This is a genomic window from Sneathiella marina, assembly GCF_023746535.1.
Lineage (GTDB): Bacteria > Pseudomonadota > Alphaproteobacteria > Sneathiellales > Sneathiellaceae > Sneathiella > Sneathiella marina.
In genome coordinates, this window is sequence record NZ_CP098747.1 from 2,963,232 (window position 1) to 2,980,009 (window position 16,778).

Here is a 16,778-nt window from a genome sequence, read left to right on the forward strand (position 1 = left end):
TAGTCGTAGCCAGTGGTAAGGAGTTGTCTTACAATCCAGTGAACCCTTATTTTTTCTACGAGTGCTGTCTTGTCCCTGATTTCCGTTGGAATGCCGCTTTATAACGCAGAAAAATTTGTTGAACAGGCTCTTGATTGTCTGTTGCGACAGACCCATACCGACCTGGAAATTATCATCTCGGACAATTGCTCGACAGATAACACCGTCGCAATCGTCGAGCGTTATGCGGCGGCAGATACCCGCCTGAAACTGTTCCGGCAGCCGGAAAATCTCGGCCCGATCCCAAATTTTCAATTCGTCGTGGAGCAGGCCCGGGGCGACTATTTTATGTGGCGGTCCTACGATGACTGGTCCGATGACAATTATATTGAAACCCTGGCGGCGGTTCTGGACAGCAATCGGGCTGTCGATCTGGCCGTCGGCAAGGTTATTCGAGCCAACAATGAAAGCCAGATCGAGGGTGGTCAAGAGTTGGCGGCATATAAACCCACGGCCGGTTTTCGAGACAGCATTGACATGATCAAGGCCTCCCATCCGGGCTGGATGTATGGACTGTTTCGCCGGGCCCCGATCCTTGCAACCATCAACGAGGTTGTCCGTGATTTCCCCCATGTCTGGGGCTGGGACCATCTGATCCTGTTCCCGTTTGCCTCCCGCAATCGGGTTGCCGGTCATTACGGGACCCGGTTTTTCCAGCGCGAAACCGGTATTTCCAGCGACCGCTACCGACCCAAACCTGCCGCGGCACAAATCGAACTGGCCCGTAGTTTTTATCGGTTTTGCCGACGCGATTATGACAAGTCGGACGCCTCTCGCGTTCAGAAACTGGCGATGGGAATTTTTCTGCTAAAACATACCAGCAGCTGTACCGAAAAATTCACCCGGACTTTGCGTATCCTGCTAGGGCTACGACGGCCCTAGGATCAAGGGAATTATACGCCGCAATCATTGCAAAGAGGGGATTGATTGTTTATAGATGGGCTCTCAATAGTGGGTAGTCTTGAGACCTGAATCGAATGGATAAGTAACGTGGAAATTTCGCGCGATCAAATTAAACAAGCTGTCATAGAAGCCGGCTCTTCTGATGAAGGGTTTTTTCATTTTCCTGAAAATGAAAACGGATTGTATCTTCAACAGGACCCGGATGAATATGCGGATTTCGTCCATTATATGGCGACCCAGTTACCCCCGTCAAAATTCAGCCTGGATATCGGCATTGCCTCTGGTGGTCAGACTAAATTCCTGCGTGACTATTACCAGGTTGAAAAAACCATCGTTCTGGATATCGGCCTGCATGAAGCCTTCGTTCATTGGGAGCGGATCAAGCCAACGGTGAACACCAATCTGGTTCTTGAACTGATCATGGATTCCCACTCGAAGGAAGCCCGCAAAGCATTGCTGCCGTATCAGGGACAAATCGATTTTACCTTTATCGACGGGGATCATAGTTACAAAGGCCTGATGCAGGATATCGAGCTGGCCAAGGAAATCGTCAAGAAGGATTGCATTTTCGTCTTCCATGATACGGGTGCCGTCCCCGATTGTGTCCGGGTGTTCAAGGAACTTGAAAAAGACCCTGATTTCGAAATGCTGGCTAATTTTGATACTCGCTTCGGTATTTCGGTCTGGAAATATTTGGCCGTGAACGGCCCTAAAACGGGCCTTCGAAAGAAAATTTCCAAGTTATTGTCCTAACCGGGAAAGAACAGGATGCCAGGGCCGTCAATCGCCGTTGTGCATTTGATCCGAAAGGCAAACGGGATAGAACCGTTTGCCCAATTCCTTGTCTCCTACCGACGGCATGCAGACCCCACTGATCATGACCTGGTTCTAATCTTCAAGGATTTCAAGGCGGATGAAGACGCCCCTTTCCTGTCACTCCTCGGTGATGTCGCGTACAAACGGTATGATTTTGCAGGCGATGGAGGGCTCGACATTGGCCCTTATGTCGCCGTTGCCAATGACCTGAAGTATGATTATTTCTGTTTCCTGAATTCTTTCAGCCAAATTGAAGGCGACAATTGGCTGACTTTTCTGTTCAATGCCCTGACGACGGCGCCGCAGGCCGGTATCGTCGGGGCGACCGGCAGCTGGGAAAGTTCGGGCGCGCTTGATCCGCCCTTCCCCAATATACATGTGCGGTCGAACGGCTTTATGATGTCATCCGCGTGCCTGCAGCAGATGTCATTTATCGATATCCGGGACAAGGAAGACGCCCGCGCCATGGAATCGGGACCAAATAGCTTCACCCAGCAAGTGCGCGATCAGGGCAAAAAGCCCTATCTGGTTGACCGGTATGGCACCGTGTGGGCCGAGGCTGACTGGCCACAGAGTGCGACTTTCCGGAGCGGGCGGCAAGCTGGCCTTATGATCAGCGACAACCGGACGCGCGCCTTCGAGCTTGGCGACGACTGGACCCGGGAATATCTTTATGACATGGCCTGGACCGGAAAGCCCTCTTCTGCAAACCCGTTCAAACGGCATAAATTGCGGCACCGCCTTCGCCGGTTAATACAACCCAAACGGCCTCAACGTTAGCGTTTCCGATCGATCTATTTAGGTTTTCGTTCCCTGCTGGGACTGATGCCATATTGCTCTCGATAGCTTTTGGCAAAATGTGAATGTGTCGTAAAGCCTGATGCTATAAATATCTCTGTTATGGACATGCTGGTTTGCAGCAGCAGCAACCGTGCATGCTCCAGCCGCAATTCCATATAATAGCGGGCCGGCGATTTATCTGTATGCTGGCGGAAAAGCCGCTCTACCTGACGGATCGAAATCCCAACCGTCGCCGCCAGGTTCTCGGGTGAAATGGGGTCCTCGATATTTTGCTCCATTATTTCGACAATGGACAGAAGCTTTTGGGATTTCGCGGCCAACTGCAATTTTCGCACAACCTGTTGCTTGTCATGATGGGTCCGAATGCGATCATGCATGAACTGAAGGGATATATCCTGTGCAAGCTTGGATCCATGCTGCTCTGTTATCATATGTAACATCATATCGATCACGGCGGTTCCGCCCGCGCAGGTATAGCGGTTCCTGTCTATCTCGAAAAGACTTCCGGTAAAAATTACCTGCGGATACCGCTCCTGAAGGCTGATGGCGCCTTCCCAGTGGATTGTACATCGATAGTTATTGAGCAGGCCCGCCGCTGCCAGAATAAAGGCACCCGTACTCATGGCGCCTATCTCCGTGCCGTGATGGGCAATCCGGCGCAGCTCGGCCAGCAAATGCTCGTCATTGATTTTATCTGTCTCCAGCCCGCCCAGAACGAAAAGAATGTCGAGGCTGGTGGCCTCTTCAAAGGACAAATCAGGCAAAATCTCGATACCGCTGCTACAGCGTTCGCTTTCACCATTTATGGTCAGGATGTTCCAGTCGTACAGATGCTGCCCGCTCATACGATTGGCAATTCGCAGCGTATCAATGCCGCAGACAAGGCAATTCATACTGCTTTTGGGGGTTACAACAAACCCGAATTTTTTGGGAGTATGCAAATGAAACTGCCCCCACTTTACCAATTACACCCGAGCAATTATTGCAGATCAGGCGATGCCGTCTACAGAATATCTACGGAAAATTCCTGAACTGCAACAAAATTGAGTCATTACGCCAACGAAAGAGGTGCAAAGGGATGGAAACGGGTGTCAGGGTAGCCTCCCGGTCATTTTACCCCTGTCGTATTTAGAACGAAATATGCAAGTCAGCTCTTTTAAGTTGCATCATGAAAAATGATCCCCAGCGTATGTCTGTTTCCTGACGTAATCTCACTGACGCCATGCCGCATTTTCAACCGGGACATCCTTTTCAAGCCCATTCTGGGCCGGTCATTAACAGCAAATATAAGGGCGTCCCCCTGATTCAGGCCGACAACCGTCGCGCGCGATTGCATGCGCGGACTTTGCTCCGTCACGACGAATTCCCCACCTGTAAAATCGGCGCCGGGCTGGTTGAGCAGGATGGCCATTTGTAGCGGAAAAACATGCTCTCCATACAGATCCTGATGCAACCGATTATAGTCACCAGCCTTGTATTTCAGCAAAAGAGGGGTCGGGCGTCGCTGACCGGATCTGTGGCAAATGTCCGTATAATCCTCCAAATGGTCGGGATATCGCATGTCGGCTTTCAGTTTCTCCGACCAATCATTGGCGATCACAGAGAGGGGCTGATAGAATTGCTCTCGCAGAGATGATACCTGATCTGGCAATGGATAGGAGAAATAGCGGTATTCTCCCTGTCCGTAGCCATGCTGTTGCATCACAACCCGGTTTCGAAAGCGGTCCTCCTCGTCATAAAGCGCAACCAGATCCGTGCAATCTGTTTCCGTCAGCAGGTTTCTCAGACAGGAAAATCCCCTGCTGTTCAGATCTTCTGTTATTCTCGTCCAATCGATGCCCATCAAAGATGCCCTCTCCTTTTGATCCTTCAAACAGATATCTGATACCATCTGTTTGAAACAAAATTTCCCCGATACCCGACATGGTATTTCTAAGTGCACCTGATGCAAATTAGTATAGACTGCCTGCCTATTATATGGGGAGGCGAAGATGGATAATAAAGATCTGGTTGTGGTCACCGGCGCATCGGGCTTTATCGCTCAGCACACGATCAAAATATTGCTGGAAAAAGGATATGCGGTTCGCGGCACGGTGCGCGATCTTGGCCGTATTGAACGGCTGACGGCCAGTCTCGCTGGCCAGTGCGATGTGACCAACCTGAGTTTTGCCAAAGCTGATTTATCCACTGATGAGGGATGGGACACGGCGCTTTCGGGGGCAAAATACCTGCTGCATATGGCGTCTCCCTTACCGGTGGAGCAGCCCGAAGACGAAGATGAGCTTATTATCCCGGCGCGTGATGGCGCGTTGCGGGCCCTGAAAGCGGCCGTAGCGGCTCAGGTTTCCCGCATTGTCATGACCTCGTCAATCGCCTCCGTTTCCGGTGGCCTTGATACGACAGCAACCTTTGATGAAAGCCATTGGAGTGATGTCACTCAGGATATCGGCCCCTATCCCAAAAGCAAAACCATCGCCGAGCGGGCGGCCTGGGACTATATCAACTCCCTGCCCGAAGATAACCGCCCGGAACTTGTCATGATTAACCCCGGTTTCGTCCTCGGACCCCTGATCGATCCGGATACAAGTGCCTCCCATGAAGTGGTTCGCAGATTGCTCTCGGGCCAGGTTCCGGGCATTCCGGATATTGGCTTCAGTCTTGTCGATGTGCGGGATGTTGCGGTGGCGCATGTGGCCGCCCTGACAGCTGATGAGGCGCCTGGAAACCGCTATATTTGTGTGACTGGCTATCGGGATTATTACGATATTGCCAAACAGGTCCATACGCATCTTGCCGGGTCGGATTTTAAGGTTCCGCTGCGCCGCATCCCCAGCTGGCTCGTCCGGATACTGGCGAACTTCAATCCGACCCTGAAACTGATTGTCCCGCGGTTAGGTCAGGTTTCTCAGTTCGATACAACCCGTATCCGCCAGGATCTTCAGTGGCAGCCGATCGACCTCGATACCTCGCTGATCGAGACCGTGGACAGCCTGATCGAGCATAAGATCGTCTAGGCTTTCGCCCGCAATATCCGGCGCTTGCTAAGGACGGCATCATTATCCACATAGCATCCCTGAAGATGGCGCGGGCCGCTGTCCGGATTAAAAGCCGCCCGGCCGTGAAGTGCCCGGCGGTTATTGAAAACCAGCAGGTCGCCCGGCCGGAGCTTCAGGGATAATATGTTTTCCGGTCTTCTCACGATTTCAGTAAAGGCGCGGTAGGCTCGATAAAAAGGCAGGACATCGTCGAAATCCAGATCAAGAGGCGCCGTTAGGGCGGCATGAAACCTTACTTCCTTTAGATCCCCGAGCTTGTCCCGGGCTATGGTCGGCGCAGTCCATTGTACATCCCAATCCTGATCATGAAATCGAAACGGAATTTGCAGCTTGGCCAGGATCTCATAGGCTGCAGGATCCTCTTGCTCCAATTGACGGGCAGCACAGAACCCGTCAACCAGCGTACTCTCCCCCCCTTCTGCATCAAATTCCAAACAATGCAGAAACTGTGTTCCGGGCGGCAATTCCCAATTGGGCAAATCGCTATGGGATTCCAGCTTCAGGGCTGTATAGGCCACATTATTGGGATCAGGTTTTGAAATAACATCAAATTCCCGGCCGAAATTAGTTTCCCGCAAATACGCGATACGATTGGCGACCCGGGTAACCTGTCCTGGAACTGTCGGCGTATTGCGTATGAGGACAAACCCGTAATCCACCAGCATATCCAGCCAGGCCAGCACAGCTGCCTCACTTTTCATGACAGTTTCATAGTCGATTTCCGGCAACGCTGTTTTTACTTTCGCCGTCCATAAAACCGGCTTTTCCCGCTTGGCTTCTCGTGCCGATTTTGAGTAGCAATTAATACGAAGCCAATCTGGGTGAAATTCGCTTACATGACCGTCTTCCCAGCAAATCGCCAGTTGATGTTGTTGTAAATCCAGCGACGTCAGGACAGGTTGATCTGCTGCTATTGTCATCACATCAAAAGTTCTTTCATTTGTTTGGGGATGAAGACATTCAGGACAAGGGCAGTTATCACGCAACCAGATATAATGAAACCGGCTGTGATGGCCGTCAGACCACTCCATTTCCAGACTGTCGGCTGTTGTTTCGATAGATTTTATACTGCAACTTGACGCCATGGATTTCATCCTTTGCATTTTCCGTCGATTTGACTGGAGAATGGCAACTTATTTGACATTGTACAAACCAAATCAGCGTTCCTCCTATCCAGCTCAAGGAGTTTTCTCTTGGATTAATGTGACTTTAACGATAGAGAAATGAGACAGACCCCTACTCTTCTTTTCGCTTGTTTCCGAACGGGATCACTATGGCAAAACTATCGCCTCATTTATATGGCACGCTTATCACGACCCTTGGTGTCATTATTTTGTCGCCCGACGGTTTGCTTATCCGGCTTATTGGAGCTGACGGATGGACAGTTCTATTTTGGCGCGGATTATTTTTTTCCGCAGGCGTCTGGGGATATTATGTAATTCGTCATGGCCGCAGCAGCATAGGATTTCTGACGGTTATGGGTAAACGCGGGATCCTTGCCGCAGCCCTGTTTACTTTAAGCACAATATTTTTTGTGTTGGCGATAACACATACCAGTGTCGCAAACACACTTGTCATTATTGCAACGGCCCCTTTATGGGCCGCAGTTCTGTCCCGCATCTTCCTGAAAGAGCGGATCGCCCCGTTAACATGGATCGCAATCCTGATCTGTGTTGGCGGTATCAGTCTGATTTTCATCGGTAGCCTGGGAGGTGGCAGCCGCCATGGAGATATTTTTGCGCTTGTTTGCGCTTTCGGCCTGGCCGGACAAATCACAACCGTACGCCACGCAAAAGATATCGATATGGTACCGTCTCTGGGGTTGTCAGGCCTCATGGTCGCTGCCATAGCTTTTCCGTTGGCCGACCCTGGTTCCGTAACACCAGAGGGCTTCGCCTATCTCATTTTGCTGGGGCTGTTTATTCTTCCCTTGGCATTTAGTCTTATTACAATTGGCCCCCGTTATATTCCGGCGCCGGAAGTAAGTCTGTTAATGCTATTGGAAAGTATATTGGGGCCATTCTGGGTCTGGCTCGTCCTCAACGAAGTGCCGCACTCAGAGACGCTTATTGGCGGAACGCTGGTGATCACAACGCTCATTTTGCATTCATGTCTGGGTTTCTGGAAAAAGAAGTAAACTAGATCACTTCTTCTCGGTAGAAAATATGACTTCCAACCTGCCCAAGTTTATTCAGGTGCGCGCTCCATCTCGGATTTACATAAGACGCATGATAATGCGTAGCACGCTTTGCAATACCGCTGCGCTCGCCTTTCATGACAAGGGCAACCACCTTTAAAGCTTTTTCCCAGGATCGCGTATTTCTCGGACGGTCGGACTGGCCGTCACAGGCAAAGGAGAACTGGCACTTGTGTCGACGATGCTTGTTTTGAAAGACAACGGCACATGCGGTATCCGGATATCGCTCATCAACGATCCTATTCAATATCACTTCAGCAATGGCAACCTGGCCAACAAGCGGCTCACTTCTGGCTTCAAAATAGACAGCTTGCGCAATACACATATCTTCTGAAGTAAAAGTCCGACCGAATAAATCTACGCTTTTGTAGGTTTTGTTCAGGCTATGCGCATCCGGCATATCGAGGTCGGTCAATTGTGCATAAGTATCCGGTTTCGCCTGCAAATCTTTTACTTTTTGATCCAGTATAGCGCTTTGAGCGGTCTTCTGAGACTTTACGAAAGCAAACTTCTCCGTAGAATCAGCAGCAGCGCCAATTCTGAATAACAGCCCAAAACTGATAACCATGATTGTCAATATGGTCGCTGAACCTAATGCGACGCCTATTTCATGAGATCGTGCTTTTGCCATTTTAAATATTCTATCCCGCAGGTTTCGCATTGCGCCGGTCCCGTTATTATTTGCAAAAAAGGTCCCAAGTTACTGCGACCCCTTCGTTAAACAAGACTTACCAGCCAATCACAATTTGACTCATCCCCTAAACATGGGGATTACCTTCAATTTTTTTACCTATTATTAACCATCAATTCAAATTTATGGTTAATCAACAGATACCTTAGCTCATTCAATTAATCTGGCTCGCATTACTGATATCCATTATAAAACAACAACTTATAATGAAAAAACAGGAGTTCAATGTTATTAACTATTTCCTGCAGATCCTATCCCTCAAATGAGGTAGAAGGCTGCAAAGTGAGCCTTTGATCAATTGAGATAAGCCACGCCAATAGAATCTAGGAGAGGAAGTAACATATATTTTTCCGAGCGTATATTACTTTTTTATACTGATTGAAACCCGCCAAACAAGCCCTCTTCTTCAGGCCCTTCAGTTTTTATAATGAGATGCTGAAGTACAATACCATTCTCCATATAGTAGCGTACATCACATTTCTACATAACTTTTTTGTATTTCATTATTGTTTTGCTTGCATCAATTCACAAAATTGATATATGAGCGGTTAAGCATTTTCATGTACACAACAAATAAGATGGTTTTTTAATGGATATCTCCCTACTACAAGAAAAGTCCTTGGACGCCAGCCGCTTCCTCAAGGCGATGTCAAATAAACACAGACTGCTTATCCTATGCAACTTAGTCGATAAAGAGCGTTCCGTTGGTGAATTGGAAAAGATAGTTGGCCTTAGTCAATCTGCCCTGTCCCAACATCTTGCCCGGTTACGCAAAGAAGAAGTTGTAAAGACGCGTAGAGACGCGCAAACGATTTACTATTCATTGCAGGACGAGAATGTCGTTGAAGTATTGGAACTATTGTTTTCAATTTTCGTAGCAGATGACAGAAAACTAGCTGAAGTCGCTTAGTTTCTAATTATTTTTGCGGATGAAGGGTTAAGTCCTTTCATCCGTATTTTATTGGCTCGTCAATTGTTACGACCTGCTTGCCCACGACATCCCGTTGCTCCATTGTCGCCAGCGCTTCTTTGATCTGATGAAGCTCCCACCGTTTCCCGATCAGCGGCTTCAAATCATTTTCCTCCGTAAGTTTGATTAACTTATCAAAGCTTTCGCGTCCCGCAACGGGATCGCGTCGGCCAAATTCTCCAGCACGCACACCGATAACAGAACATCCTTTTTCAGAAGGTAAATTTGTTTTCAGGACACCAAATTCTCCCCCGGCGAAACCGACAATCAATATGCGTCCCGCCCAGGCTATACAGTCAAAACTTTTCTCAAAATACTGTCCGCCAACTGGATCAAGAATAACATCCGCGCCTGCATTTTCAGTAATCCTCTGAACTTCAGCAGCGAAATCGACTTCTTGATAGTTAATAAGAAAATCCGCCCCACTCCGCTTGGCGAGGGCGAGTTTTGCCTCGGAACTGGCGGCCGCAATTACAATAGCTCCTTTTGCTTTAGCAACCTCGACACTTGCCTGGCCAACGCCACCGCCAGCACCAAGTATTAAAACGGTTTCGCCCGGTCTAAGCTTCGCCTTATCCACCAGGGATACATGTGCGGTTGAATAGGTGACGGCATAGGCCGCAGCCTCTTCAAACGTCAGGGTGTTGGGCATTGCTGCCAATTGTGCACGTGTAACAGTCATATATTCAGCGAACGCGCCCGTTTTGCCCTTTACCAGCACCGGATCGCCGAGGGAAAAATCAGAATCTGTATCCCGTGATTCTTCGATGACACCGGCCCCCTCCATTCCCAAAACAAATGGCACCTCAGGTTTGAATTGATATTTTCCATATGTCATAAGCAAATCGGGGAAATTCAGTGCAGCCGCCCGCATCCGAATTCTGTATTCTCCGGCTTTCAACGGTTCCAGGGGCCTTTCTTTGGTAACAACGGCCCCTGGGCCATCCAGGCTCATGCAAATCGCCATTTTGGAAGTCTTGTCAGTCATATCTTTTTTCTTATTATTTCAATTTTACTATTGATTTTCCATTGTGGACTGATACCACACTTTTTTCCACGATCTTGTGACTGGAACATGTCTTGGAAAAGGGTTATCTGTGGCACGTAGAATTTAAACTCGGCGTTTTAGTGGATTGAATAACATAATGGGTGGTCTGGACATTTCTTACGCAGCAGCTGTTGGTGGAGGACTTGTGAGTTTTCTTAGCCCATGTGTATTGCCACTTGTCCCTGCCTATCTGTGCCTTGTCGCCGGTACAAGTCTTGATCAACTGGCTGACCTGGATGAAAAAGAACCAGTCCGCAGGGGAATAAACTGGCAAGTTGTCTCCATGGCGGTAATTTTCGTCTTGGGGTTCTCCACGGTGTTTATATTGCTCGGTGCATCGGCCTCTTTCATTAATCGGCTGATTATCGAACATCTTGAGCTGTTGTCAAAAATAGCAGGGGCCGTCATTATTATTTTTGGCATCCACATGACCGGCCTCGTTCGCATTCCCTTTCTTTACCGGGAAGCTCGCTTCAATAATGTGGATAAACCACAGAACTGGTTTGGTGCCTACATAATCGGACTGGCCTTCGGGTTTGGCTGGACACCTTGTATCGGGCCCATTTTAGGAACTATCCTGGCTCTGGCCGCAAGCGAGAGCTCTCTTGGATATGGCGTAAGCTTACTCGGGGTCTATTCCCTCGGCCTTGGCATACCGTTTATCCTTGCGGCTTTTGCAATGAACACGTTTTTAAAATTCATGCGTCGGTTTAGAAAATACTTTAAAACAGTTGAAATCGGAACCGGCCTCATTCTAATTGCAACGGGCGTCCTGATATTCTCAGGTCAGTTCCAGATACTCGCCTATTGGTTCTTGGAAGCATTTCCTGGGTTAGCAAATCTCGGGTAAAACTGGCCTGTTCCGCCGCTTATGATTTTGAAAAGAGAGAGCCGACCCAGCCACAGGTATCATCTTTTTCAGTAATTTTTTTAGCAACAACCGTCCCGGTGGCTACTGAAGTGATATCCAGCTCATTTTGAGCGAGGACATTGGAGCTGTCAGCCAATAAAGAGCTCAATCCCATCACGGCGACCAAAAGGCCCGCAATGATCCAAGTTGTTTTGATTTCGTCCCGCATCTTTCTCATTCCTCAAGCCGAAACATTTGTTCAGATAGTTTCGGCGCTGAAATTATTCACATTTTTGGTGCGTTAGCCGTGTAGATATTATTCCGGCATTGAAGTTCAAGAAATATCTTAGGTATTGGGCAGCAATACTTGATAATAAAGGAAAAACTGTATCGGTCGTCACATTTTGAAGATCATTAGCTTTGCCTGGCCGCAATATAATCTTCTCCTGTGGCTGGATATCTTTTATGCTGATAATAGCGAAGTATTATGTAGATCAGGTCGTCAAGATGTGCGGAAGATTCAACTTAACAAGTCCGGTAGAGGCGATCCGGCAACTTTTCGGTTTTCAAGCGAGCCCAAACCTTCAGGCCAGGTACAATATTGCCCCGACGACGCAAATCGCAGCTGTCCGTTTACCATCAAATAAGTCAGCTTCCGGAACAGAGCTTTTCTCAGCCCATTGGGGCTTAATTCCTTCATGGGCAAAATCAGCAGAATACAGTGCCAAAATGATCAATGCGCGATCAGAAACCGTTGCTGACAAACCGGCGTTTCGTTCCGCTTACAAGTCCCGTCGCTGCCTTATCCCGTCTAATGGGTTTTATGAATGGCAAAAATTGGGAAAAACGAAAAAGCAGCCTTGGCTCATAAGCCTTCAAGACACACCCTTATTTGCTTTTGCCGGGCTTTGGGAAAGTTGGACAGATCCTGAGGGAAAAACGCTGGAGAGCTGTACCATATTAACGACGAAAGCAGCAGACAGCATTGCATTTATCCATCACCGTATGCCGGTTATTATCGACAAGGCCAAATTTGGTCAATGGTATGAAGGCGGGTCAGAAGACGACCTGTTGCAGCCTTTCGACAGTGCAAAACTGACTTTTCACAAAGTGTCACAGAGTGTTGGAAATGTCCGCAATGACGATGCCAGCTTGATTGCCCCCTGTGAAAGCATCACATCGAACCCTCAACAGGAACTATTCTGAAACCGGTTTAAGGGCTGGGGAATTCCCTTTAACAGGTTCTTCACGGCTAATTCGGACAACGGATGCCCTTAATTTTTCAAACGCCTTATGCTCTATCTGACGGACTCTTTCCTTGGTTATGCCTAACCGACCGCCCAACACTTCCAAGGTTGTTTTGTCGTCCTGCAGCCTTCTTTCACGAATAATCAGCTGTTCACGATCGGTTAATTCATGCAACGCCAAATCCAGCCAACGAGATCTGATCTCGCCATCCAGGGATTTTATCACAGCTTCTTCGGGCGTCGGGCCGGTGTCCGGCAAAAAATCTTCCAGACTGTCATCCCCGTTCTCACCGATCGGAGCATTCAAGGATTGATCGCGGCCGGACAAGCGATTGGCCATTTTCTCGACCTCACCGATCTTTATCCTCAGTTTTCTGGAAATGGCATCCAAGGTATCCGACGAGAACCCGCCATCATCAGAACTCTGAATTTTCGCCCGTAGCCATCTCAAATTGAAAAACAGTGATTTTTGAGACGCACTCGTTCCGGATCTGACAATCGACCAATTGCGCAGGATATAATCCTGCATTGCTGATTTTATCCACCAGCTGGCATAGGTTGAAAATCGAATTTCCCGTTCCGGCTCAAACTTAAATGCAGCCTGCATTAAACCAATATTACCTTCTTGCACCAAATCACCCATTGGCAAGCCATAATTTCGGAATTTGGTCGCCATGGATATAACGAGCCTCATATATGCCGACACGAGTTCATGTAGGGCTTTCTCGTCATCATGATCTCGCCAGAGAAATGCCAGTTCGAATTCGCGCTCTCGTGTCAAAAGAGGGATCGACATTGCTTCGGAAACAAACGCTCTGTTTCGTTTTATTGCAAGTGTCGTATCATGCTTAGTCATGTGAGTTTCCTCTCACCAAACTTTATCTAGACAGTTGATATCAGGAACAGCTCATTCATATTAATACTATAAAATATAAGGATTTTCGCCGATTTGTCCATTATTTAACAGGTATCCTGATACAATCGTGATCGGAGGTGACGACCTCTGTTTTCTTCCAATTTGTTATACGAAAGAAGAATTAGATCAGATCAGAGTGGTTAAATTTAGGCGGGGGCAACCGTTTCTTTCATCGGCTTTTCGCTTGATCTTGAATAGACCAATAAGGCTATAACAAGTATGCCGCTGACGAACATAAATGAGTGCTGATATCCTGCTTCGGGATTTATCGCTAAAATCCAGCCAAACATCGATTGCATAAACCCTACGCCAGTAATACTGATCAGATTTAAAGTAGAGTTAGCGCGGCCAACCAGATGATCGGGGAAAGCAGCTCGGCATTGAGCTGCCAGAACAACGTAATATTGTTGAACAAACGCTATATAGACGAAAAGACATGTGACGACAAAAATCGATAAATTTTCTCCTAGCCCCAGTACTCCGAAAGCTATCAATTCAGTTGTTACAGCAGTAAAAACAATTGCCTTTCGGCGTTTGAAGATCCGATCCAAAGGACCGAAAAACAAGGCTCCAATTGGTACAAATATCATCATAAGAAACAGTACCTGGCCTCGTTCCCACCCGTCCAGACCATAGGTATCTTCAAGATATGGCCCACCCCACATCCCAATAATTGCCACAGCAGGTCCGTATGCGACGAATCCCATGGCTAGCAAATTGAAAAACCGGGGATGGCTCAACACTTTTAGATACCCACGAATACTCTGGCCTATGGTCGACGGCGTATCGAGACTATTGCTATAGGCTGGCGGCGCATCCCGGATAACAACAATACCGATCAGCAACATGACCACAGTTGCGCCTGCCACAAAGATAAAGGGCGATCGCCATCCGAACAGTTCAATCATCCCGGCAAGAGGCGCTGACGCCATTATCCCGCCAATACTACCAGCCGCCATCAACCAAGAGGCCAGTGTCGCAAATTTCGTCGGCGGAAACCATTTTGCAAAAAGAACATATGCCGACATCATCGTTGCGGAAAAGCCGAGCCCGATGAGAATTCGAGATATAAGTATTTCATTGAAATTGGTTGCCAAAGCAATCATCAAAGATCCGATAACGGCCAGGACACCGATACTGGGGATAATAATGCGCGGACCAAAGCGATCAAGCAGCATGCCGATCGGCACCTGAACAAAAGCTGATGCAAAAAATAATGCCGCAGCCGCAATGCCCAAGCCTTCAACGGCAATGCCAATTTCCTTGGCAATAGGCGGCATGACTACAGCCCCGGACATACGATGAAACTGGCCAAGGCCAAACATCACCGCGCAAATCAGGAAGATGTAAAAGGCATGTCTTTTTACGGCAGCTGGCCGATTTTCTGAAGGCATTGAGTTCGCTTACTAACGATTTCTTTTGAGACTACGGTCTGCCTAATTAAATTATTTGTCAAACGAATTGCATAAAATGACCCTTGTCATCTCCGTGGAAGATTACCAAAATTTCAAATTAGCTGTTTCCCAAAAGCGATTTTACGAATATTAATCTCGCAGGAATTTTTGGCGACACCCTAACTGTTAAAAACCACGTGTTGAAGGAAACCCATTCATGGACAGTTTTTACGAAATATTTCAACGGAATAAAGATTGGGCTGCCCGGACAAAGGAAAATAAACCGGATTTTTTCGAAAGAATGGTCGACCAGCAAAATCCGGAATATTTGTGGATCGGTTGCTCTGACAGTCGTGTGCCGGCAAATCAGATCGTTGACCTGCCGCCCGGCGACGTTTTTGTTCATCGCAATGTGGCAAACATTGTTGTTCCTTCGGACTTAAACTGTCTGTCCGTTTTGCAATATGCAATTGAAGTTCTGAAAGTTAAGCACGTAATTGTTTGTGGTCACTACGGTTGCGGGGGTGTTGAAGCCGCCCTTTCCGGCCAGAAATTCGGAATGATCGACAATTGGTTACGCCCCATTCGCTCGATTATCCGGCATAATAAATCGGCTATGGATAGTGCGACAACAGATCAGCAACGCTCCGATTTACTCTGCGAGCTAAATGTTATTGAACAAGTGCAGAATGTCTGCGCATCAACGGTCGTTCAGGATGCCTGGGACGCGGGACAATCTTTCTCTGTTCATGGCATCATTTATTCAATCCGGGATGGCTTGCTGCGCGATCTGGTTCACTTTGAAAAAGGGCGGATTGAAACACGTGGCCCCGATTATCCTAAGTCACTATCCTGATGAAAGAACGGTATGCGGAAACAGCCTCATAATTGACTTTTTGTCAATTTACTTGATCATTGTTTCCACCCGTCCTATTTTCCAGTAAATCGCGGGCGCCGCAGGTCACTAATTAAGAAATAAGAAATTGAGAGTACGGCATGAAATTTAAAGGTACAGATACATATGTTGCAACGGAAGATCTGATGATCGCCGTAAACGCGGCGATTACATTGGAGCGCCCTCTTTTGATTAAAGGGGAGCCGGGCACGGGTAAAACAGTTTTGGCCCAAGAAGTGGCAAACGCGCTTGGCAAACAATTTATCGAATGGAACATCAAATCAACCACAAAAGCCCAACAGGGGTTGTACGAATATGACGCCGTCTCCCGCTTACGCGATTCGCAATTGGGGGAGGACAAGGTGCATGATATTTCCAACTATATTCGTCCTGGAAAGATGTGGGAGGCATTTACTGCCAATGAAAGCCCTATTTTATTAATTGATGAGATCGATAAAGCGGATATTGAGTTTCCAAATGACTTGTTACAGGAACTCGACCGCATGGAGTTTTTTGTCTACGAGACGCAAGAGACAATTAAAGCTGCTCATCGTCCTTTGGTGATTATTACATCGAATAACGAAAAAGAACTTCCCGACGCTTTTCTGCGCCGGTGTTTCTTCCATTATATCAGCTTCCCCGATACAGAAACCATGGAGAAGATTATTGATGTGCATCACCCGGATGCAAAACAGGAGCTGGTTCGGGATGCTTTGAAAGTGTTCTTTGATGTTCGTGAAACACCAGGGTTGAAAAAGAAACCGTCAACAAGCGAACTTCTTGATTGGCTAAAACTTCTCATGTCGGAAGATCTTCCAGAAGATGTCCTTCGATCAAAAGATCCGTCAAAGCTTATTCCGCCTTTGCATGGCGCATTGCTGAAGAACGAGCAGGATGTCCATTTGTTCGAACGATTGGCTTTTCTGTCCCGGCGCGAGCAACGATAACAACGGAG

General features: G+C 47.9%; 18 protein-coding genes. 10 read left to right on the top strand and 8 right to left on the bottom strand.

Annotated elements, in window-relative coordinates:
- Positions 1-69 precede the first annotated feature (69 nt).
- The 3 genes from NBZ79_RS14325 to NBZ79_RS14335 all read left to right on the top strand — a co-directional run bounded on the left by NBZ79_RS14325 (position 70) and on the right by NBZ79_RS14335 (position 2,538).
- Positions 70-921, top strand: coding sequence for a glycosyltransferase family 2 protein (locus NBZ79_RS14325; protein WP_251933225.1), 852 nt, complete (start codon positions 70-72; stop codon positions 919-921).
- Positions 922-1,029: 108 nt separating this feature from the next.
- A complete protein-coding gene (locus NBZ79_RS14330) occupies positions 1,030-1,695 on the top strand; it encodes a class I SAM-dependent methyltransferase (protein ID WP_251933226.1) in 666 nt (221 codons plus the stop codon).
- 15 nt (positions 1,696-1,710) lie between these two features.
- Positions 1,711-2,538, top strand: a complete 828-nt coding sequence (locus tag NBZ79_RS14335) for a hypothetical protein (RefSeq protein WP_251933227.1) — start codon at positions 1,711-1,713, stop codon at positions 2,536-2,538.
- Positions 2,539-2,552: 14 nt separating this feature from the next.
- Here the strand turns inward: NBZ79_RS14335 and NBZ79_RS14340 are convergent, their stop codons facing one another.
- Together NBZ79_RS14340 and NBZ79_RS14345 are read right to left on the bottom strand one after the other, a co-directional pair.
- A complete protein-coding gene (locus NBZ79_RS14340) occupies positions 2,553-3,500 on the bottom strand; it encodes a GlxA family transcriptional regulator (protein ID WP_251933228.1) in 948 nt (315 codons plus the stop codon).
- 215 nt (positions 3,501-3,715) lie between these two features.
- A complete protein-coding gene (locus NBZ79_RS14345; RefSeq protein WP_251933229.1) occupies positions 3,716-4,402 on the bottom strand; it encodes a 2OG-Fe(II) oxygenase in 687 nt (228 codons plus the stop codon).
- 148 nt (positions 4,403-4,550) lie between these two features.
- Here NBZ79_RS14345 and NBZ79_RS14350 point away from each other — a divergent pair, with 148 nt between their 5' ends.
- A complete protein-coding gene (locus tag NBZ79_RS14350) occupies positions 4,551-5,573 on the top strand; it encodes an SDR family oxidoreductase (protein ID WP_251933230.1) in 1,023 nt (340 codons plus the stop codon).
- Here NBZ79_RS14350 and NBZ79_RS14355 read toward each other — a convergent pair.
- Positions 5,570-6,700, bottom strand: a complete 1,131-nt coding sequence (locus tag NBZ79_RS14355) for a TauD/TfdA family dioxygenase (protein ID WP_251933231.1) — start codon at positions 6,698-6,700, stop codon at positions 5,570-5,572. The two genes, NBZ79_RS14350 and NBZ79_RS14355, sit on opposite strands and share 4 nt — an antisense overlap.
- Before the next feature lie 188 nt (positions 6,701-6,888).
- On the opposite strand from NBZ79_RS14355, the gene NBZ79_RS14360 reads away from it, so the two are divergent.
- Complete coding sequence (locus NBZ79_RS14360) at positions 6,889-7,752, top strand: DMT family transporter (RefSeq protein ID WP_251933232.1); 864 nt, start codon at positions 6,889-6,891, stop codon at positions 7,750-7,752.
- 1 nt (position 7,753) lies between these two features.
- Here NBZ79_RS14360 and NBZ79_RS14365 read toward each other — a convergent pair whose 3' ends face one another.
- Complete coding sequence (locus tag NBZ79_RS14365) at positions 7,754-8,443, bottom strand: cell wall hydrolase (RefSeq protein WP_251933233.1); 690 nt, start codon at positions 8,441-8,443, stop codon at positions 7,754-7,756.
- A 649-nt stretch (positions 8,444-9,092) separates the two neighbouring features.
- On the opposite strand from NBZ79_RS14365, the gene NBZ79_RS14370 reads away from it, so the two are divergent.
- Positions 9,093-9,413, top strand: coding sequence for an ArsR/SmtB family transcription factor (locus NBZ79_RS14370; protein WP_335682983.1), 321 nt, complete (start codon positions 9,093-9,095; stop codon positions 9,411-9,413).
- A 37-nt stretch (positions 9,414-9,450) separates the two neighbouring features.
- Here the strand turns inward: NBZ79_RS14370 and NBZ79_RS14375 are convergent, their stop codons facing one another.
- Positions 9,451-10,461: an NADPH:quinone oxidoreductase family protein gene (locus NBZ79_RS14375; protein WP_251933235.1), complete on the bottom strand. Its 1,011-nt coding sequence runs from the start codon at positions 10,459-10,461 to the stop codon at positions 9,451-9,453.
- 205 nt (positions 10,462-10,666) lie between these two features.
- Here NBZ79_RS14375 and NBZ79_RS14380 point away from each other — a divergent pair, with 205 nt between their 5' ends.
- Positions 10,667-11,371, top strand: a complete 705-nt coding sequence (locus tag NBZ79_RS14380) for a cytochrome c biogenesis CcdA family protein (RefSeq protein ID WP_251933236.1) — start codon at positions 10,667-10,669, stop codon at positions 11,369-11,371.
- A 19-nt stretch (positions 11,372-11,390) separates the two neighbouring features.
- Here NBZ79_RS14380 and NBZ79_RS14385 read toward each other — a convergent pair whose 3' ends face one another.
- Positions 11,391-11,600: a hypothetical protein gene (locus NBZ79_RS14385; protein ID WP_251933237.1), complete on the bottom strand. Its 210-nt coding sequence runs from the start codon at positions 11,598-11,600 to the stop codon at positions 11,391-11,393.
- 236 nt (positions 11,601-11,836) lie between these two features.
- Here NBZ79_RS14385 and NBZ79_RS14390 point away from each other — a divergent pair, with 236 nt between their 5' ends.
- A complete protein-coding gene (locus NBZ79_RS14390) occupies positions 11,837-12,577 on the top strand; it encodes an SOS response-associated peptidase (RefSeq protein ID WP_251933238.1) in 741 nt (246 codons plus the stop codon).
- Here the strand turns inward: NBZ79_RS14390 and NBZ79_RS14395 are convergent.
- Both NBZ79_RS14395 and NBZ79_RS14400 read right to left on the bottom strand, forming a co-directional pair.
- Positions 12,569-13,474: an RNA polymerase factor sigma-32 gene (locus NBZ79_RS14395; protein ID WP_251933239.1), complete on the bottom strand. Its 906-nt coding sequence runs from the start codon at positions 13,472-13,474 to the stop codon at positions 12,569-12,571. The two genes, NBZ79_RS14390 and NBZ79_RS14395, sit on opposite strands and share 9 nt — an antisense overlap.
- Positions 13,475-13,680: 206 nt before the next feature.
- Positions 13,681-14,928 (bottom strand): MFS transporter, encoded by a 1,248-nt coding sequence (locus NBZ79_RS14400; RefSeq protein ID WP_251933240.1) that lies wholly within the window; start codon positions 14,926-14,928, stop codon positions 13,681-13,683.
- 217 nt (positions 14,929-15,145) lie between these two features.
- On the opposite strand from NBZ79_RS14400, the gene can reads away from it, so the two are divergent.
- Entirely contained in the window at positions 15,146-15,784 is a 639-nt protein-coding gene (can, locus tag NBZ79_RS14405) for a carbonate dehydratase (RefSeq protein ID WP_251933241.1), read from the top strand.
- Positions 15,785-15,924: 140 nt separating this feature from the next.
- Positions 15,925-16,770: an AAA family ATPase gene (locus tag NBZ79_RS14410; protein WP_251933242.1), complete on the top strand. Its 846-nt coding sequence runs from the start codon at positions 15,925-15,927 to the stop codon at positions 16,768-16,770.
- Positions 16,771-16,778 lie beyond the last annotated feature (8 nt).